The sequence below is a fragment of the Thermovenabulum sp. genome, assembly GCF_049701175.1.
Taxonomy (GTDB): domain Bacteria; phylum Bacillota; class Thermosediminibacteria; order Thermosediminibacterales; family Thermosediminibacteraceae; genus Thermovenabulum.
Genome location: NZ_JBNATW010000001.1, coordinates 23863 through 38874, shown reverse-complemented (window position 1 = coordinate 38874; position 15012 = coordinate 23863). Strand labels below are relative to the sequence as shown.

The 15012-nt window shown below is 37.1% G+C and carries 16 protein-coding genes; 14 read left to right on the top strand and 2 right to left on the bottom strand.

Features of this window, described 5'->3' with window-relative positions; translation table 11 throughout:
- Positions 1-7: 7 nt before the first annotated feature.
- Positions 8-889, top strand: a complete 882-nt coding sequence (locus ACPLVF_RS00195; protein WP_424905804.1) for a DMT family transporter — start codon at positions 8-10, stop codon at positions 887-889.
- On the opposite strand, the gene ACPLVF_RS00190 is transcribed toward ACPLVF_RS00195, so the two are convergent.
- Entirely contained in the window at positions 886-2163 is a 1278-nt protein-coding gene (locus ACPLVF_RS00190) for an MFS transporter (protein WP_424905803.1), read from the bottom strand. The two genes, ACPLVF_RS00195 and ACPLVF_RS00190, sit on opposite strands and share 4 nt — an antisense overlap.
- A 160-nt stretch (positions 2164-2323) precedes the next feature.
- Between ACPLVF_RS00190 and glp the strand changes: the two genes are divergently transcribed.
- The 9 genes from glp to ACPLVF_RS00145 all read left to right on the top strand — a co-directional run bounded on the left by glp (position 2324) and on the right by ACPLVF_RS00145 (position 10700).
- Positions 2324-3556, top strand: coding sequence for a gephyrin-like molybdotransferase Glp (gene glp, locus ACPLVF_RS00185; RefSeq protein ID WP_424905801.1), 1233 nt, complete (start codon positions 2324-2326; stop codon positions 3554-3556).
- Positions 3557-3604: 48 nt separating this feature from the next.
- A complete protein-coding gene (locus ACPLVF_RS00180) occupies positions 3605-5527 on the top strand; it encodes a molybdopterin biosynthesis protein (protein ID WP_424905800.1) in 1923 nt (640 codons plus the stop codon).
- Complete coding sequence (gene moaA / locus ACPLVF_RS00175) at positions 5528-6508, top strand: GTP 3',8-cyclase MoaA (protein WP_424905799.1); 981 nt, start codon at positions 5528-5530, stop codon at positions 6506-6508.
- A 3-nt stretch (positions 6509-6511) separates the two neighbouring features.
- Positions 6512-7006 (top strand): cyclic pyranopterin monophosphate synthase MoaC, encoded by a 495-nt coding sequence (gene moaC, locus ACPLVF_RS00170; protein ID WP_424905798.1) that lies wholly within the window; start codon positions 6512-6514, stop codon positions 7004-7006.
- A complete protein-coding gene (locus tag ACPLVF_RS00165) occupies positions 6994-7431 on the top strand; it encodes an MOSC domain-containing protein (protein WP_424905797.1) in 438 nt (145 codons plus the stop codon). Before moaC ends, ACPLVF_RS00165 begins: the two co-directional genes overlap by 13 nt.
- Positions 7424-7909 (top strand): MogA/MoaB family molybdenum cofactor biosynthesis protein, encoded by a 486-nt coding sequence (locus tag ACPLVF_RS00160; RefSeq protein WP_424905892.1) that lies wholly within the window; start codon positions 7424-7426, stop codon positions 7907-7909. The genes ACPLVF_RS00165 and ACPLVF_RS00160 overlap by 8 nt, the downstream gene beginning before the upstream one ends.
- 261 nt (positions 7910-8170) lie before the next feature.
- Positions 8171-8455, top strand: coding sequence for a co-chaperone GroES (gene groES / locus ACPLVF_RS00155; RefSeq protein ID WP_424905796.1), 285 nt, complete (start codon positions 8171-8173; stop codon positions 8453-8455).
- 21 nt (positions 8456-8476) lie between these two features.
- Entirely contained in the window at positions 8477-10087 is a 1611-nt protein-coding gene (gene groL, locus ACPLVF_RS00150) for a chaperonin GroEL (RefSeq protein WP_424905795.1), read from the top strand.
- A 130-nt stretch (positions 10088-10217) separates the two neighbouring features.
- Positions 10218-10700, top strand: coding sequence for a hypothetical protein (locus ACPLVF_RS00145; RefSeq protein ID WP_424905794.1), 483 nt, complete (start codon positions 10218-10220; stop codon positions 10698-10700).
- 52 nt (positions 10701-10752) lie between these two features.
- On the opposite strand, the gene ACPLVF_RS00140 is transcribed toward ACPLVF_RS00145, so the two are convergent.
- A complete protein-coding gene (locus ACPLVF_RS00140; protein ID WP_424905793.1) occupies positions 10753-11097 on the bottom strand; it encodes an ArsR/SmtB family transcription factor in 345 nt (114 codons plus the stop codon).
- 227 nt (positions 11098-11324) lie between these two features.
- Between ACPLVF_RS00140 and ACPLVF_RS00135 the strand changes: the two genes are divergently transcribed.
- The 4 genes from ACPLVF_RS00135 to guaA all read left to right on the top strand — a co-directional run bounded on the left by ACPLVF_RS00135 (position 11325) and on the right by guaA (position 14991).
- Positions 11325-12038, top strand: coding sequence for a GntR family transcriptional regulator (locus ACPLVF_RS00135; protein WP_424905792.1), 714 nt, complete (start codon positions 11325-11327; stop codon positions 12036-12038).
- A gap of 17 nt (positions 12039-12055) precedes the next feature.
- Positions 12056-12799, top strand: a complete 744-nt coding sequence (nagB, locus tag ACPLVF_RS00130) for a glucosamine-6-phosphate deaminase (RefSeq protein ID WP_424905790.1) — start codon at positions 12056-12058, stop codon at positions 12797-12799.
- Between the two features lie 70 nt (positions 12800-12869).
- Positions 12870-13430 (top strand): 5-formyltetrahydrofolate cyclo-ligase, encoded by a 561-nt coding sequence (locus ACPLVF_RS00125; protein WP_424905789.1) that lies wholly within the window; start codon positions 12870-12872, stop codon positions 13428-13430.
- Positions 13431-13458: 28 nt separating this feature from the next.
- Positions 13459-14991, top strand: a complete 1533-nt coding sequence (gene guaA / locus ACPLVF_RS00120; protein WP_424905788.1) for a glutamine-hydrolyzing GMP synthase — start codon at positions 13459-13461, stop codon at positions 14989-14991.
- Positions 14992-15012: the final 21 nt, after the last annotated feature.

Here is a 15012-nt window from a genome sequence, read left to right as displayed (position 1 = left end):
TCGGAAAATGAAAAAAAGCCTTTTAGCAGATGGCGCTCTTTTACTAATAACAATGGGGTGGGGGTTAAATTTTGTTGTAATGAAAAATGTGTTTTCAAAAGTAACTCCTTTTATGTATTTAGCAGTGAGATTTTTAATTGCTTTCCTTATTCTTGCGGGTATTTTCAATAATAACCTTTGCAGTTTTTCGAAGGAGGAGTTAAAGGGAGGGTGCTTGGCAGGGCTGTTTTTATTTTTGGGTTTTGCAACCCAGGCAGTAGGCCTTTTATATACAACCCCTGCAAAATCAGGATTTATAACGGGCAGCAGTGTGGTTATGGTGCCTTTTTTTGCCTATTTTTTAACAAAAAAATTTCCCGGGTGGTCTCAAATAGCAGGAGCTTTATTGGCGTTTATTGGGCTTGCGGTAATCTCGATAGAAGGCGACTTTAAAATAAACCGAGGGGATGTAATAACCGTGTTTTGCGCTGTATTTTTTGCGATGCAGATTATAGCTATAGAATATTATGCAAAAAAAGCGGGTTCGGTTAATCTTGCAATATTGGAAACGGGTATAGTCGGCATGCTCTCCCTAATTGTGGGGGCTTTGTATGAACCAATGCCTGCTAAACTCGACCTTCATAGCTGGATGGCTATATTATATGCATCTATTTTTTGCACAGCAGGAGCTTTTGTGGTGCAAAACATAGCCCAAAAATATACAACTTCTACTCATGCTGCTGTTATTATGTGCCTTGAATCCGTTTTTGCCGGTCTTTTTTCCTTTATTTTCTGGCATGAACCCATTACTTTAAAATCCCTTTTAGGGTTTGCTTTGATTTTAAGCGGTGTTTTAATAACCGAGCTATTACCCTCAGATCTATCAAAAATAACAAGCATGTCTGGTTAACACTCGTCGATATGCCTTAAAGAAAAGGAAGCAAAAAGACCTGATATTAAGAATATTTCTGCGAATAAAAACATGTGAATATATGAAAACTTTTCCACGATAAAACCTCCGAGGATTGGAAGAAAGGTAGTTGGAGCTGTAAGGGTATTCATTAGTCCTATATATAAAGGTCTCTTTTCTTCAGGGGCGATTTTCAATAAATAGTTAAAAATCCCAACCCAAATTCCGCTGTTAGTAGCCCCTATTAGCATGAATATTAATATATAAATCGGAACATAAGGTAAATTTTTCGAAAAAAGCAACAAAGATAATAAGGCTAATACAGGGGGTAAAGAAATAAGGTAACCGGTTATTTTGATAACTCTTTTGCTTCCGTAAATATCATTAATTCTGCCAAAAATAAGCCCTGCAAAAATAAAGCCCAGCATCTGAGAAGATACAAAAATCCCAACTATATCTTCGGGAAGAGATAGTTTTGTTCTTGCAAAGGTTATATAAAAGGGAAGCGGCAAAAAGAAAAACCTGAAGAGGGTGTTAACTATCATAAGCATAGAGAAATCTCTGTCATTTTTAAACACTAAGGGTATTCCTTTAAAATACTCAATTAAGCTCAAAGCTGAATTTGTTTTACTTTTTTCATCTTCAATGAGCCGCAAAAAGGAAAGAAAAGAAAGGAAGGCAAAAAATAATGCCAGTGAAAAAATTAATATATAATTGTAAGGGAAAATTAAGGTTTTAATGTTTAAAATGCCTTTAATGATAAACCCTGTTACAAAGGAAAGGCTACCGCTTAGAAACTGTGTTTTTGAATAATACCTGCCCCTTAAATTAACGGGGATAGATTTTGCAAAAAGGTCAATCCATGGCACACCTGTGATGCCGTCAGCAAAGGACATTATTGTAAAAAACAAATAAAAGAAAATAAGGGATAATGCTGTACTTTTAACTGCCAAAAAAGCCGATAAGATTATTGAAAAAAGGGCAATTCTGTAAATAACTGCCCCTATTAATACTAAGGGTTTTTTATAAGGAAGGCTTTCCGCCTTTCTTGCTACCAGCAATTGAGGTAAAAACCATCCGCAGTTTCTAATAGTAGTTGTAAGCCCGATCAAGACCGGCGAAGTGGTAAGCATACTGACAAAGGACGGTATTATTGTACCCGCATCGATGAAGGATGTCGAGATATTAAAAAAAATTGAATCATAGCTTAATGCGTTGAAATTATTTTTTATCTTTTTTTCCTGATAATTGTTGTGTTCTTTTTGCTGTTCCAATTTTAATCCCCCCATAATCTTAGTATAACATATAAAAAAAGGTTTTTCGAAATCGTAAATAATTTTTCAAAATCGTGAGTAATTTTATTTTTTATTGAAGGATTAAAAGATTTTGTGTAGAATTATAAACTTAAGGATTTCCCATATAGAGGTGAATAAAATGCTTTTTGAAGTAAAGAGTGTAGAGGAAGCGGTTAAAATAGTGAAGGAAAATATTTCGGATTTTCAAAGGGATTCTGAAGATGTGGATTTATTCGATGCATTAGGCAGGGTAATTTATTCAGATGTGATTGCAATGGAGGATATACCGGCTTTTAATCGTTCTACAGTTGATGGCTATGCGGTTATTGCTAAGGATACTTTCGGAGCAAGCGAATCCATACCATCCATTCTTGAAATTGTAGGAGAGGTAAGGATGGGTGAAAAAGCAAAGGTAAAAATATTTGCAGGGCAAGCGGTAAAAATATCTACGGGAGGAATGCTTCCGGAAAATTCTGATGCAGTCGTTATGCTTGAATATACACAACCGCTTGATGAAAATACCCTGCTTGTAGAAAAACCGGTGGCACCCTTTGAAAATGTTATAAAAAAAGGCGAGGACATAGCAAAAGGCGAAACCCTTTTTAAAAGAGGCCATACCTTAAGGGCACAAGATGTGGGAGCTTTGGCAGCTTTAGGAATTACAAAAGTAAAAGTTTATAAAAGGCCCAGAATAGGGATTATTTCTTCAGGCGATGAAATTAAAAGACCCGAAGAAGAGACAAAGGAAGGAGAAATAAGGGACATAAACACATACACCATATTTTCAGCAGTGAAAAGCCTTGGTGCCATTGGGGTTCCTTTCGGAATAGTAAAGGACGACTTCGAACTTATTAAAAAGGCTTTAAGCGATGCTTTAAAAACCTGTGATGCTGTAATTATTTCAGGTGGAAGTTCAGTTGGCACAAGGGATCTTACGTTAAAAGCTGTAAACAGTTTAGGAAATCCCGGTGTTATTTTCCACGGCCTTTCTGTTAAACCGGGCAAACCTACGATCTTTGCAGTTGTAGAAAAGGTGCCTATAATTGGCCTTCCAGGGCATCCCGTTTCTGCAATGATAATTTTTGAACTCATAGCAAGGCCTTTGGTGAATTTATTAATGGGCAGGGATGAGGACTACGGAGCATTTAAATTATACGCGAGATGTGATAAAGATATATCTTCTGCTGCAGGCAGGGAGGATTATATTAGGGTTAAGTTGGAAAAGAGGGAAAATGAACTATGGGCGATACCCATATTGGGTAAGTCAGGTATGATAAGCACAATGACGCAGTCCGATGGGCTTTTAAAAATTCCTGCCGAAAGGGTTGGGTTCTCAAGAGGGGAGCTTGCCGAAGTAATTGTTTATAGATAACGAAAAATAGCCTTTAATTTTATAAAGTTTTAAAAGAGGTGATTTCCCATGAAAAGAAAAGATATATACTTAGATACAGTTCCTTTGCAGGAAGCAGTAAACATTTTTTTTGGAGAGTTAAAAAAAACGGGGTTTTTTTTAAATAAAAGGGTTGAGGTTATAAATGTTTCAGAATCCTTAGGGAGGGTTACAGCTGAACCGGTTTTTGCGAAAATATCATCACCCCATTACAATGCCGCTGCAGTTGATGGAGTAGCTGTGTTATCGGAAAAAACCTACGGGGCATCGGAAAAAACACCGGTGGTTTTATTTAGAGATGAATTTATAGTGGTGGATACCGGTGATCCCCTTCCACCCAATACAGACAGTGTAATAATGATGGAAGATGTGAATTTTATTTCCGATGATAAAATTGAATTAATTTCTCCTGCTTTGCCATGGCAAAATGTAAGGCTTATCGGTGAAGACATCGTTGCAACGGAACTGATTGTCCCCGAAAACCACCGCATTAGGCCTCAGGATATAGGGGCAATATTGGCGAGTGGCCATGTAAATATAAAGGTTTACAAAAAACCGGTTTTTGCGGTTATTCCTACCGGAACTGAACTTGTAAATCCAGGAGATGAGTTAAAACCAGGGGATATAATAGAGTATAATTCAAAGGTTTTCGAGGGCCTTTTAAAAGAGTGGGGTGCGGAAGCGGTAATATTTGAAAAAATAACAGATGATTGCCAAAAAATAAAGTACACAGTAGAGAAAGCTTTAAAGGTTGCTGATGGGGTGATAATAAACGCTGGTTCTTCAGCTGGAAGGGAGGATTTTACTGCAAGTATAATAAGGGAGTTGGGCAGGCTTTTAGTTCACGGGGTTGCTATAAAACCGGGTAAACCTGTTATCTTAGGCATCATAGAGGATAAACCAGTGTTAGGGATACCTGGATATCCCGTTTCGGCATTTTTAACAATGGAACTTTTTGCAAAGCCATTAATATTTAGAATGCAGGGATTGCCTGAAAATGGAAAAGAAAAAATAAAAGCAAGGTGTGCAAAGAGAATAGTCTCAAACATAGGAAGTGAAGAATTTGTAAGGGTCAAAATAGGAAAAATCGGCAGCGAATTCGTTGCATCTCCTTTAAACCGTGGAGCTGGCACCATCACATCTCTGGTAAGGGCGGATGGTATTATAAGAATTCCGGCAAATAAAGAGGGAATTGAAGCCGGTGAATATGTGGAAGTGGAGCTATTAAGAAAAAAAGAGGACATTGAAAATACCATAGTTATAATTGGAAGTCATGATGTAGCGATTGATATTCTCGCAAATGAAGTGAAAAAGAAATACCCTGATATTAATTTATCTTCTGCTAATGTAGGGAGTATGGGTGGCATAATGGCTTTAAAAAGAAAAGAAGCTCATGCTGCAGGGATGCATCTTCTTGATCCTGATACTGGGGAATATAATATTCCGTATATAAAACGTTATCTAAGGGAAGAAAAAATAATACTTGTCAACCTTGCTTTTAGAGAGCAGGGATTGATTGTGAAAAAAGGTAATCCCAAGAATATAAAAGGAATAGAGGATTTAAAAAGAAAGGATGTAACCTTTGTAAATCGGCAGAAAGGTGCGGGGACGAGGCTGTTGCTTGATCTGAAATTAAGGGAATTGAATATCTCACCGGAAGAAGTAAGGGGTTATGAAAGGGAAGAGTTTACTCACCTTGCGGTTGCTGCACAGGTTGTGGGCGGAACAGCAGACTGTGGGCTTGGTATTTTATCAGCGGCAAGGGCCCTGAACCTTGATTTTATTCCTATTTCCCCTGAAAGGTTTGATTTAGTTATTTTATACGAATACTTTGATTTAGATGCTGTGCAGAAATTATTGAAGGTTATGAAAAGCGAAGAATTCAAGGAAAAATTAAAGGCCTTAGGGGGGTATGATACCTCACTCACAGGTGAAATTATTGGGGGCGATTAGATGATTGATAAATACGGGAGGAAAATAAATTACCTTAGAATCTCTGTAACCGACAGGTGCAATTTTAGGTGCAGATATTGCATGCCGGAAGAAGGGGTAAGAGCTTTAAAACATGAGGATATTTTGAGCTTTGAAGAGATCCTTCAATTTGTAAAGGCCGTAGCACCTTTAGGTATAGAAAGGGTAAGGGTTACAGGTGGGGAGCCTCTTGTTAGGAAAGGCATTGTAGAATTTATTAATGCCCTTTCAAAAATAAATGGGATTAAGGATATTTCAATGACTACAAATGGCTCGATGTTTAAAGAAATGTCAAAGGAACTTAAAAAAGCCGGACTAAAGAGGGTTAATTTCAGTTTGGATACATTGAAAGCTGAAAAGTTTTCTTACATTACAAGGAGGGGAAAATTAGGGGATGTATTGGAGGGCATAAAAGAAGCACTGAATTTGGGTTTTAATCCTGTAAAAATAAATACGGTCGTTGCTAAAGGATTTAACGATGATGAAATCGACGACTTTGCAAAACTTACCATTGAATATCCTCTTGTTATACGTTTTATCGAATTGATGCCCTTAGGGGAAGGAGGCTGGGCAAAAGGAAGGTTCATTTCTGCACAGGAAATTAAATCTAAGATTAAAAGTGATTTAATAAAGGTGGAAAATATAGAAGGCAGCGGGCCTGCCGAATACTTTAAATTAAAAAATGCGAAAGGGTTTATTGGTTTTATTACACCTATTAGCAGGCATTTTTGCGAAAAATGCAATAGGATAAGGCTGACTGCAGATGGTAAATTAAAACCCTGCCTTGCTTCCTCAAAGGAGCTGGATGTAAAGGAAGTATTGAGAAACAATGCTGATATGGAGCAAATTCAAAAGGCTTTTGGGGAAGCTCTGTCCATAAAACCTTACAGTCACAACATGAAATATGATGAGAGCACTGATTATGAAGAAACGAAAAGAAGAATGTGGCAGATAGGAGGTTAAGAAATGGAGTTTACCCATTTTAACGAACAGGGTAGGGCTAAAATGGTAGATGTCAGCGAAAAGGATGTAAGTTTCAGGGAAGCAAAAGCCTGCGGTTATGTATATATGTCGCAAGAAACTTTGAAAATGGTTGTTGAGGGAAAAATGAAAAAAGGAGATGTCCTTGCAGTTGCACAGGTGGCAGGTATTATGGGTGCCAAAGAAACTTCGAGGTTGATACCCATGTGCCACAATATTCCTCTCACTGGGGTAGATATTTATTTTGAAATAATTGAAAGAGAAAATGCCATTAGGGTAGAGGCAAGGGCAAAAAGCATCGGGAGAACCGGTGCAGAAATGGAAGCTTTAACAGCAGTGTCCATTGCGTGCCTTACAATTTATGATATGTGTAAAGCAGTGGATAAAGGTATGGTTATAAAAAATATTCAGCTTTTGGAAAAAAGCGGAGGAAAAACTGGAAATTTTATAAGGGAGGAAGAAAAACCATGGGAAAAGTAGTGGCTGTTTCAGTAAGTGAAAAAAAAGGTGAAAAAAAGCGTAATGTGGATTTCGTAAAAATCCTTGAGGATTATGGTATTGAAGGAGATGCCCATGCAGGTGGATGGCACAGGCAAATAAGCCTTCTTGCTATTGAAAGTATAAACAAGATGAGGGAAAAGGGGCTTAGAGTCAATCCCGGCGATTTTGCTGAGAATATCACAACAGAAGGTATTGATTTTTCAAAAATTGATATTGGGACTAAAATAAAAGTGGGAGAAGTCATCCTTGAAATAAGCCAAAAAGGCAAAGTCTGCCATGAAAGGTGTGCTGTTTACTACCAAACCGGTGATTGTATTATGCCAAGAGAAGGGGTTTTTGCAAAGGTTCTAAAAGGAGGAATGGTTTATCCGGGAGATTCCATTGAGGTGATTGAAAATGCTTAGGGTTGGTATAATAACGGCAAGCGACAGGGGTTCAAAAGGAGAAAGGGAAGATTTAAGCGGCAAAGTAATAGAAGAAATGATCAGGAAAATAGGGGGAATAGTAGAGGATTATAAAATTTTGCCCGATGATTTGGAGGTATTAAAGAAAGAACTTATTCTTATGTCCGATAAGGGCCTTGATATAATATTGACAACAGGAGGAACTGGTTTATCCCCGAGAGATAATACCCCTGAGGCTACCCTTGCGGTTGTTGAAAAGCTCGTCCCGGGTATTCCGGAAGCTATGAGAATGGCAAGCCTTTCAAAGACTCCCCATGCAATGCTTTCCAGAGCTGTGGCGGGGATAAGGGGAAAGACCCTCATAATAAACCTTCCGGGGAGTCCAAAGGGAGTAAGGGAGAATTTGTCGGTAATTTTACCTGCAATTCCTCATGCCGTAGAGGTTTTGAGGGGAGAAGTAAAGGATTGTGGAAAATAGTTGTATTTTTTTTCTAAAAATGGATATTATATATACAGAAAAGTTTTTTTGAAAAAAATTTAAAAGAAAATTAAAAATAACAGAAGAAAAAAAGTAAAAGAAGAAAATTTTAAGCGTAATTAGGGTAAAATAAGTAAAAAAAATTTCGAAGGGGGGATTGATTTTTATACCTAATTTGGTTATTATTTGAATTGTGATTAGCACTCATTAATGTTGAGTGCTAATAAAATCACAGTAAACCAAGAAAAAGGAGGGTTTAAAATGGCATTAAGACCTCTCGGTGATAGAATAGTTGTTAAAGTAATTGACAAAGAGGAAAAAACAAAGGGCGGCATCGTTCTTCCCGATACTGCTAAGGAAAAACCTCAAAAGGGTGAAGTTATTGCTGTAGGAACTGGTGAAATTATTGATGGGCAAAGGGTGCCCTTGGAAGTGAAGGTTGGAGACAAAGTTATTTTCTCTAAATATGCAGGTACAGAAGTAAAGATTGACGATCAAGAGTACTTAATTTTAAGACAAAGCGATGTGCTTGCGGTAATTGAATAATTTTTACAGGGGGGATGAAAAATGGCAAAACAGATTTTGTTTGATGAAGAAGCTCGCAGGGCTCTTTTAAGAGGAATTGATAAATTAGCAAATACCGTTAAGGTTACTCTTGGACCAAAAGGACGCAACGTTGTTCTTGACAAGAAATTTGGAACGCCCACCATTACTAACGATGGTGTTACCATTGCAAGAGAAATTGAATTAGAGGATCCCTTTGAAAACATGGGAGCTCAGCTCATAAAAGAGGTTGCTACCAAGACTCAGGATGTAGCAGGTGACGGTACTACAACAGCAACACTGCTTGCTCAGGCAATCATTCATGAAGGTATGAAAAACGTTGTTGCTGGAGCAAATCCAATGCTTATCAAAAAGGGAATTGAAAAAGCAGTAAAAGCTGTTGTAGAAGAGTTGAAGACCTTCAGCAAACCCGTAGAAACAAAAGAAGCTATCGCTCAGGTTGCTTCCATTTCCGCAGCAGATGAGGAAATCGGAAATCTCATTGCTGAAGCTATGGAAAAGGTAGGAAAAGATGGTGTTATCACCGTAGAAGAGTCCAAGACGATGGGCACCACCTTGGAAGTAGTAGAAGGAATGGAATTCGACAGGGGTTACATATCCCCCTATATGGTAACTGATACAGAAAAAATGGAAGCCGTTTTAGATGAACCCTATATTTTAATAACAGATAAAAAGCTTTCCAATGTTCAGGACTTGATACCTATTTTAGAAAAGGTTGTCCAAAACGGCGGAAAACTTTTGATCATTGCTGAAGATGTGGAAGGTGAAGCTTTAGCAACCTTAGTTGTCAATAAACTCCGCGGAACATTACTTTCTGTAGCTGTCAAAGCTCCTGGCTTTGGCGACAGGAGAAAGGCAATGCTGCAGGATATTGCAATTTTAACCGGTGGCCAGGTAATTTCAGAAGAGCTCGGATTTGACATAAAGAACGCTACAATTGATATGCTCGGAAGGGCAAGACAGGTTAAAGTAGGTAAGGAAAACACAATTATTGTTGACGGATACGGCGATAAGGAAGAAATCAAGAAGAGGATCAATTCAATCAAAGCGCAGATTGAAGAGACAACCTCTGACTTCGATAGAGAGAAATTGCAGGAAAGGCTTGCAAAACTTGCTGGCGGCGTAGCTGTAATTAAAGTTGGTGCTGCAACCGAAACTGAACTAAAGGAAAAGAAACACAGGATTGAAGACGCACTCTCCGCAACAAAAGCAGCTGTTGAAGAAGGTATCGTACCCGGTGGCGGAACTGCGTTTATAAATGCATTACCTGCACTTGACAAAGTTCAGGCTGAAGGCGATGAAAAGATTGGTGTAGATATTATAAGGAGAGCATTAGAAGCACCTGTAAGACAAATAGCATACAATGCCGGTAAAGACGGTTCTGTAATTGTAGAAAAATTGAAGACAATGGAAAAGGGTATTGGTTTTGATGCTCTCCGTGAAGAATTCTGCAACATGATTGAAAGAGGCATTGTAGATCCAACTAAGGTAACCCGTTCGACACTCCAGAATGCAGCAAGTGTAGCTGCTATGGTTCTCACTACTGAAGCTGTTGTTGCAGAAATTCCTGAGAAGGAAAAGAATCCACCTATGCCAAACCCTGATATGTATTAATGAAAAAGAGCCCGCAAAACGCGGGCTCCGATTGTTTATAATACCCTGTAGTTTTAAAATACTGCAGGGTTTAATTTATGCTGTTTTATGATTTTTTAGTAAAAGATTATCGAAAGAAAGGAGGGGCAATATGGAATTGATGATTGTATTTACCTTTAGATTGCTTGACACAATAATGGCTTCCTTAAAAAATCTCTTTTTGATCCATAGAAAGTACTTTTTATCAGGTTTATTAAATTTTTGGAGTACATTTTTTGCCCTCTCTACAATTTCACAAATGGTTAAGTCTGACAATAAATACACCATTTTTGCAATTTGTATTGCATCCTTTTTTGGAACATATATTCCCGGTCTTCTGCTCGATTTAACTTCAAAGGATAAGGTATTTGTATTTGAGATAACGCCGCCTGACAGCGAGACAGGAAAGCAGTTGGCAGATATCTTACGTGATAAAAATATTCCGGTAATGACATATAAAGGATATCGAAACAGAAGGGAAGTTCTTTGCGTTAGAGCATTTTCAAGGAATAAAGAAGAAAGTAATAAAATACAAAACATGATACCGCAAACATGCAAGTACGTTATATTAAAATCTCAGATAATAGCAGATTAAATAGCAAAAAAAAATAAAAAAACTTTTACCGGAGCGGTAAAAGCGAAAGGCTTTAATTTTCAACTTTTTCTTTTAATATTTCGTCAATGGATTTTATTACCTGTTGATTTTCATCTAATTTTAGAAGCATTTTTACAATTTTTTTTACGTCTTCGTTTACTACAGAGTAAATCACTTCTACCCCAGCTCTTTTCCCCTTTATGATTCCCTTCGATTTTAAGGCGGATAAATGCTGTGAAACTGTTGATTGAGGTAGGTCTAAACAGTCCTGAAGCTCGGTAACATTGCAGTCTTTGCACATTAATTTGCATACAATGCATAATCTTGCAGGATGTCCTAAGGCTTTAAAAATCTCAGCGGTCTTTTCAATCTTTTTCTTAAATTCTTGCTTATCCATGATATCCTCCATCAACTAAATGTAATGAAAATTTTAGCATAGCATATTTTTAAAATCTTAAGAATGAATAATTTTTTATATATTATTATTTTTATACTGTAATCATAATATAATTATATATATTATTTAGTCAGAGGACAAGACAGAATTAAGTCATTTTAAAAAAATAATTAAAATGTATAGACAACTATACATCATAATGATAAAATATTTCCAGGTGATGTAACATGATAGATAAAAAAAGCCCAATACCTGTTTATTACCAATTAAAAAATTACATTAAAGAAGAGATAAAAAACAACAATTTAAAACCAGGGGATCTTTTGCCTTCCGAAAGGGAGTATTGTGAAAAATTCAATATAAGCAGGATGACTGTAAGACAAGCACTTAAGGAATTGGAATTAGAAGGGTTAATAAAAAGGGAGAGGGGAAAGGGGAGTTTTATTACAGCTTATCCCATTGAACAGGTAGGAATAATGAGCTTTACCGAGATGGCTGAAAAAGAGGGACTGGTGCCTAAAACCAAAATTTTAGACTTTTCAAAGGATAAAGCCGGGAAAATTGCGAAGTTTTTAAACATTAATGAGGATGATAGTATTGTAAAAGCCATTAGGCTAAGAATAGCCGGTGATATGCCTGTAGCTGTTGAATCAGTGTATATTTGGGAAAAAATAGTTCCCGGTATCGACATCCAAAAGCTCTCAGGCTCATTGCATAAGGTGCTAAATGAGGAATACGGAATTAGAATAATAAAATCAAAACTTACTTTTTCTGCCGTTTTTCCTGCACCGGATTTGATAAAGGTACTTGAAATAAGAGAAGAAACCCCTCTTTTAAAAATTGAGAGCATCTATTACCAGGAAGAACCTATATACTATGAAGTATCTTTTTATAGATCGGATCTTTTTAAAGTTACCGTTAATTTGATAAAAAACTTTTAAATGCGGAGGAATAAATTATGAATGTGATTATTGTCAGGGATTATGATGAATTAAGCAAAAAGGCAGCACAAATTGTAGCCAATGAAATTAAGAAAAAGCCCAATCTTGTTCTTGGTCTTGCAACGGGGAGCACGCCTCTTGGAATGTATAGGGAGCTTGTAAAACTTTATAAAAAAGGCGAAGTAGATTTTTCTCAAGTGATAACCTTTAATTTGGACGAATACGTGGGGCTTTCTCCTTCAGATAAAAATAGCTACCATTATTATATGTATGAAAATTTTTTTAAACATATAAATATTCCCCAGCAAAACATACATATTCCTGATGGTGCTGCTGAAAACATAGAAGAAGAATGTCGAAGGTACGATGAGAAAATTATGAAGCACCAAAGGATAGACATGCAGGTTTTGGGAATTGGTACAAACGGTCATATTGGCTTTAATGAGCCGGGGGATGAATTAATCACCACCACTCATGTTACAAAGCTTGCAGAAGAGACCAGAAAAGCAAATGCAAGATTTTTCGAAAGTTTAGACAAGGTTCCCCAATATGCCATCACCATGGGGCTTGGGACAATAATGAAAGCCAAAAAAATCCTTTTACTTGCAAGTGGTAAAAGCAAGGCAAAAATTATTTCTGAGTTATTGGGCGATGAATCTGTATCAACAAAAGTGCCGGCCTCTTTTTTGCTGATACATCCCGATGTTACTTGCATCTTTGATGAAGAAGCTGCCAGTCTCATAAAAGGGCGTGGCGAATAAGTCCTTGCCCTTTTTTAATTAAAATGATATAAAAATTTATAAAGAAAATAAACCACTAAGGAGTAAGTTTATGGATAAAAGGGATATAAGGAAACAAATGGTAGAATTAAGATGTAATCAAAAAAAGGAGCTTATAGAAAACCTAAGTAAGATTATCCAATCAAAGCTTTATGAGTTACCTCATTATAAAAATGCTCAAAATATAATGTTTTATATTGATGCTAAGAATGAAGTAAAAACCGATGAAGCTATATTAAAAAGCATTTCCCTCGGTAAGAATGTATATGTGCCCAAAATAGTAAGTAAAGGAGAAATGGTTGCTGTTAGAATAATGAGTTTGAATGAACTACAAAAGGGGCATTTTGGCATTTTGGAACCTATTTCGGATGAAGCAATAGAACCCAAAGATTTAGATATAGTCATCGTGCCAGGGGTTGCTTTTGATAGGAGGGGTTACAGGATTGGTTATGGAGGGGGCTATTACGATAGATTTTTGAAAAAATTGAGCAGTAAGACAGTAAAAATTGCTTTTGCCTTTGAGTTTCAAATTTTAGATACCCTTCCTCAGGAAGAACATGATATACTTATGGATATTATAATAAGCGAAAAACAGATTTATTTTATAAAATAATTATATTGATACTTTAAGGAGGTTTTTTATGGATTTAAGGGAAAATGTTATTATCCTGGATTTTGGTGGACAGTACAGTCAGCTAATTGCAAGAAGGGTAAGGGAATCTCAAATATACTGCGAAATTTTGCCCTATAAAACTCCTATAGAAGAAATAATCAAGAAAAGCCCCAAAGCCATAATTTTTTCTGGCGGTCCTGCCAGTGTATATTCGGAAAATGCTCCTACTTGTGATAAAAGGATATTTGAACTGGGTATACCCATTTTAGGGATCTGCTATGGAATGCAGCTGATGTGCCATCTTTTGGGAGGTAGAGTAAAAAGAGCAGGGGTAAGGGAATACGGAAGAGCAGAACTTTTCGTAGAGGAAGAAGATGGGATTTTTTACGGCCTTGAAAAAAATTTTGATGTATGGATGAGCCACGGAGATTCCATAGAAGAACTGCCTTCAGGGTTTAAGACCCTTGCCCGTACAAAAAACACCCCCCATGCAGCTATAAGCAACGGTAAAAATCTTTTTGGCGTTCAGTTTCATCCGGAAGTGGTACATACTACAAGGGGTAGAGAAATTTTAAATAATTTTTTGTTCGGCATTGCTGGATGTAAAGGTACATGGACAATGAAGGCCTTCATAGATGAGCAGGTAGAAAAAATTAGAGAAAAAGTAGGGAATAAAAAAGCCATATGTGCTTTAAGCGGGGGAGTGGACTCCTCTGTTGCAGCTGTAATTACCCATAAGGCTATTGGCGACAATCTAGTTTGTATTTTTGTAGATCACGGGCTGTTAAGAAAAAATGAGGCTGAAAATGTGGTCAAAACCTTTAAAGAAAAATTTAATATGAATCTAATTGCGGTAGATGCAAAGGAAAGGTTTTTAAAAAGGCTAAAAGGGGTAACGGATCCTGAAAAGAAAAGAAAGATAATTGGAGAGGAATTTATAAAAGTATTTGAAGATGAGGCTAAAAAATTGGGCAAAATAGATTTTCTCGTGCAGGGCACCCTTTATCCCGATGTGATAGAAAGCGGTACCGAAACCGCAGCGGTAATTAAAAGCCACCACAATGTAGGGGGACTTCCAAAGGATTTGAAGTTTGAGCTTATTGAACCTTTAAGGGACCTTTTTAAAGATGAAGTGAGAAAGGTAGGACTAAAGCTGGGGCTTCCTGAAGAGATTATATTTAGGCATCCTTTTCCTGGGCCGGGGCTTGCAATAAGGATAATTGGTGAGGTAACAGAAGAAAAATTGAATATATTAAGGGAAGCGGATGCCATTGTTACAGAAGAAACAAAAAAGAACGGGCTTTATAACCAGCTATGGCAGGCTTTTGCTGTTTTGACAGATATAAAAAGCGTAGGAGTTATGGGCGATGAGAGGACATATTCCTATACGGTTGCTGTAAGGGCTGTAAGCAGTGAGGACGGAATGACTGCGGATTGGGCAAGGATTCCTTATGAGGTTCTTGACAAGATTGCAAGCCGAATAGTCAACGAGGTTTGGGGAGTAAACCGGGTCGTGTACGATATTACGTCAAAGCCCCCTGCAACGATAGAATGGGAATAGATTTAACATAAAATTAATTTT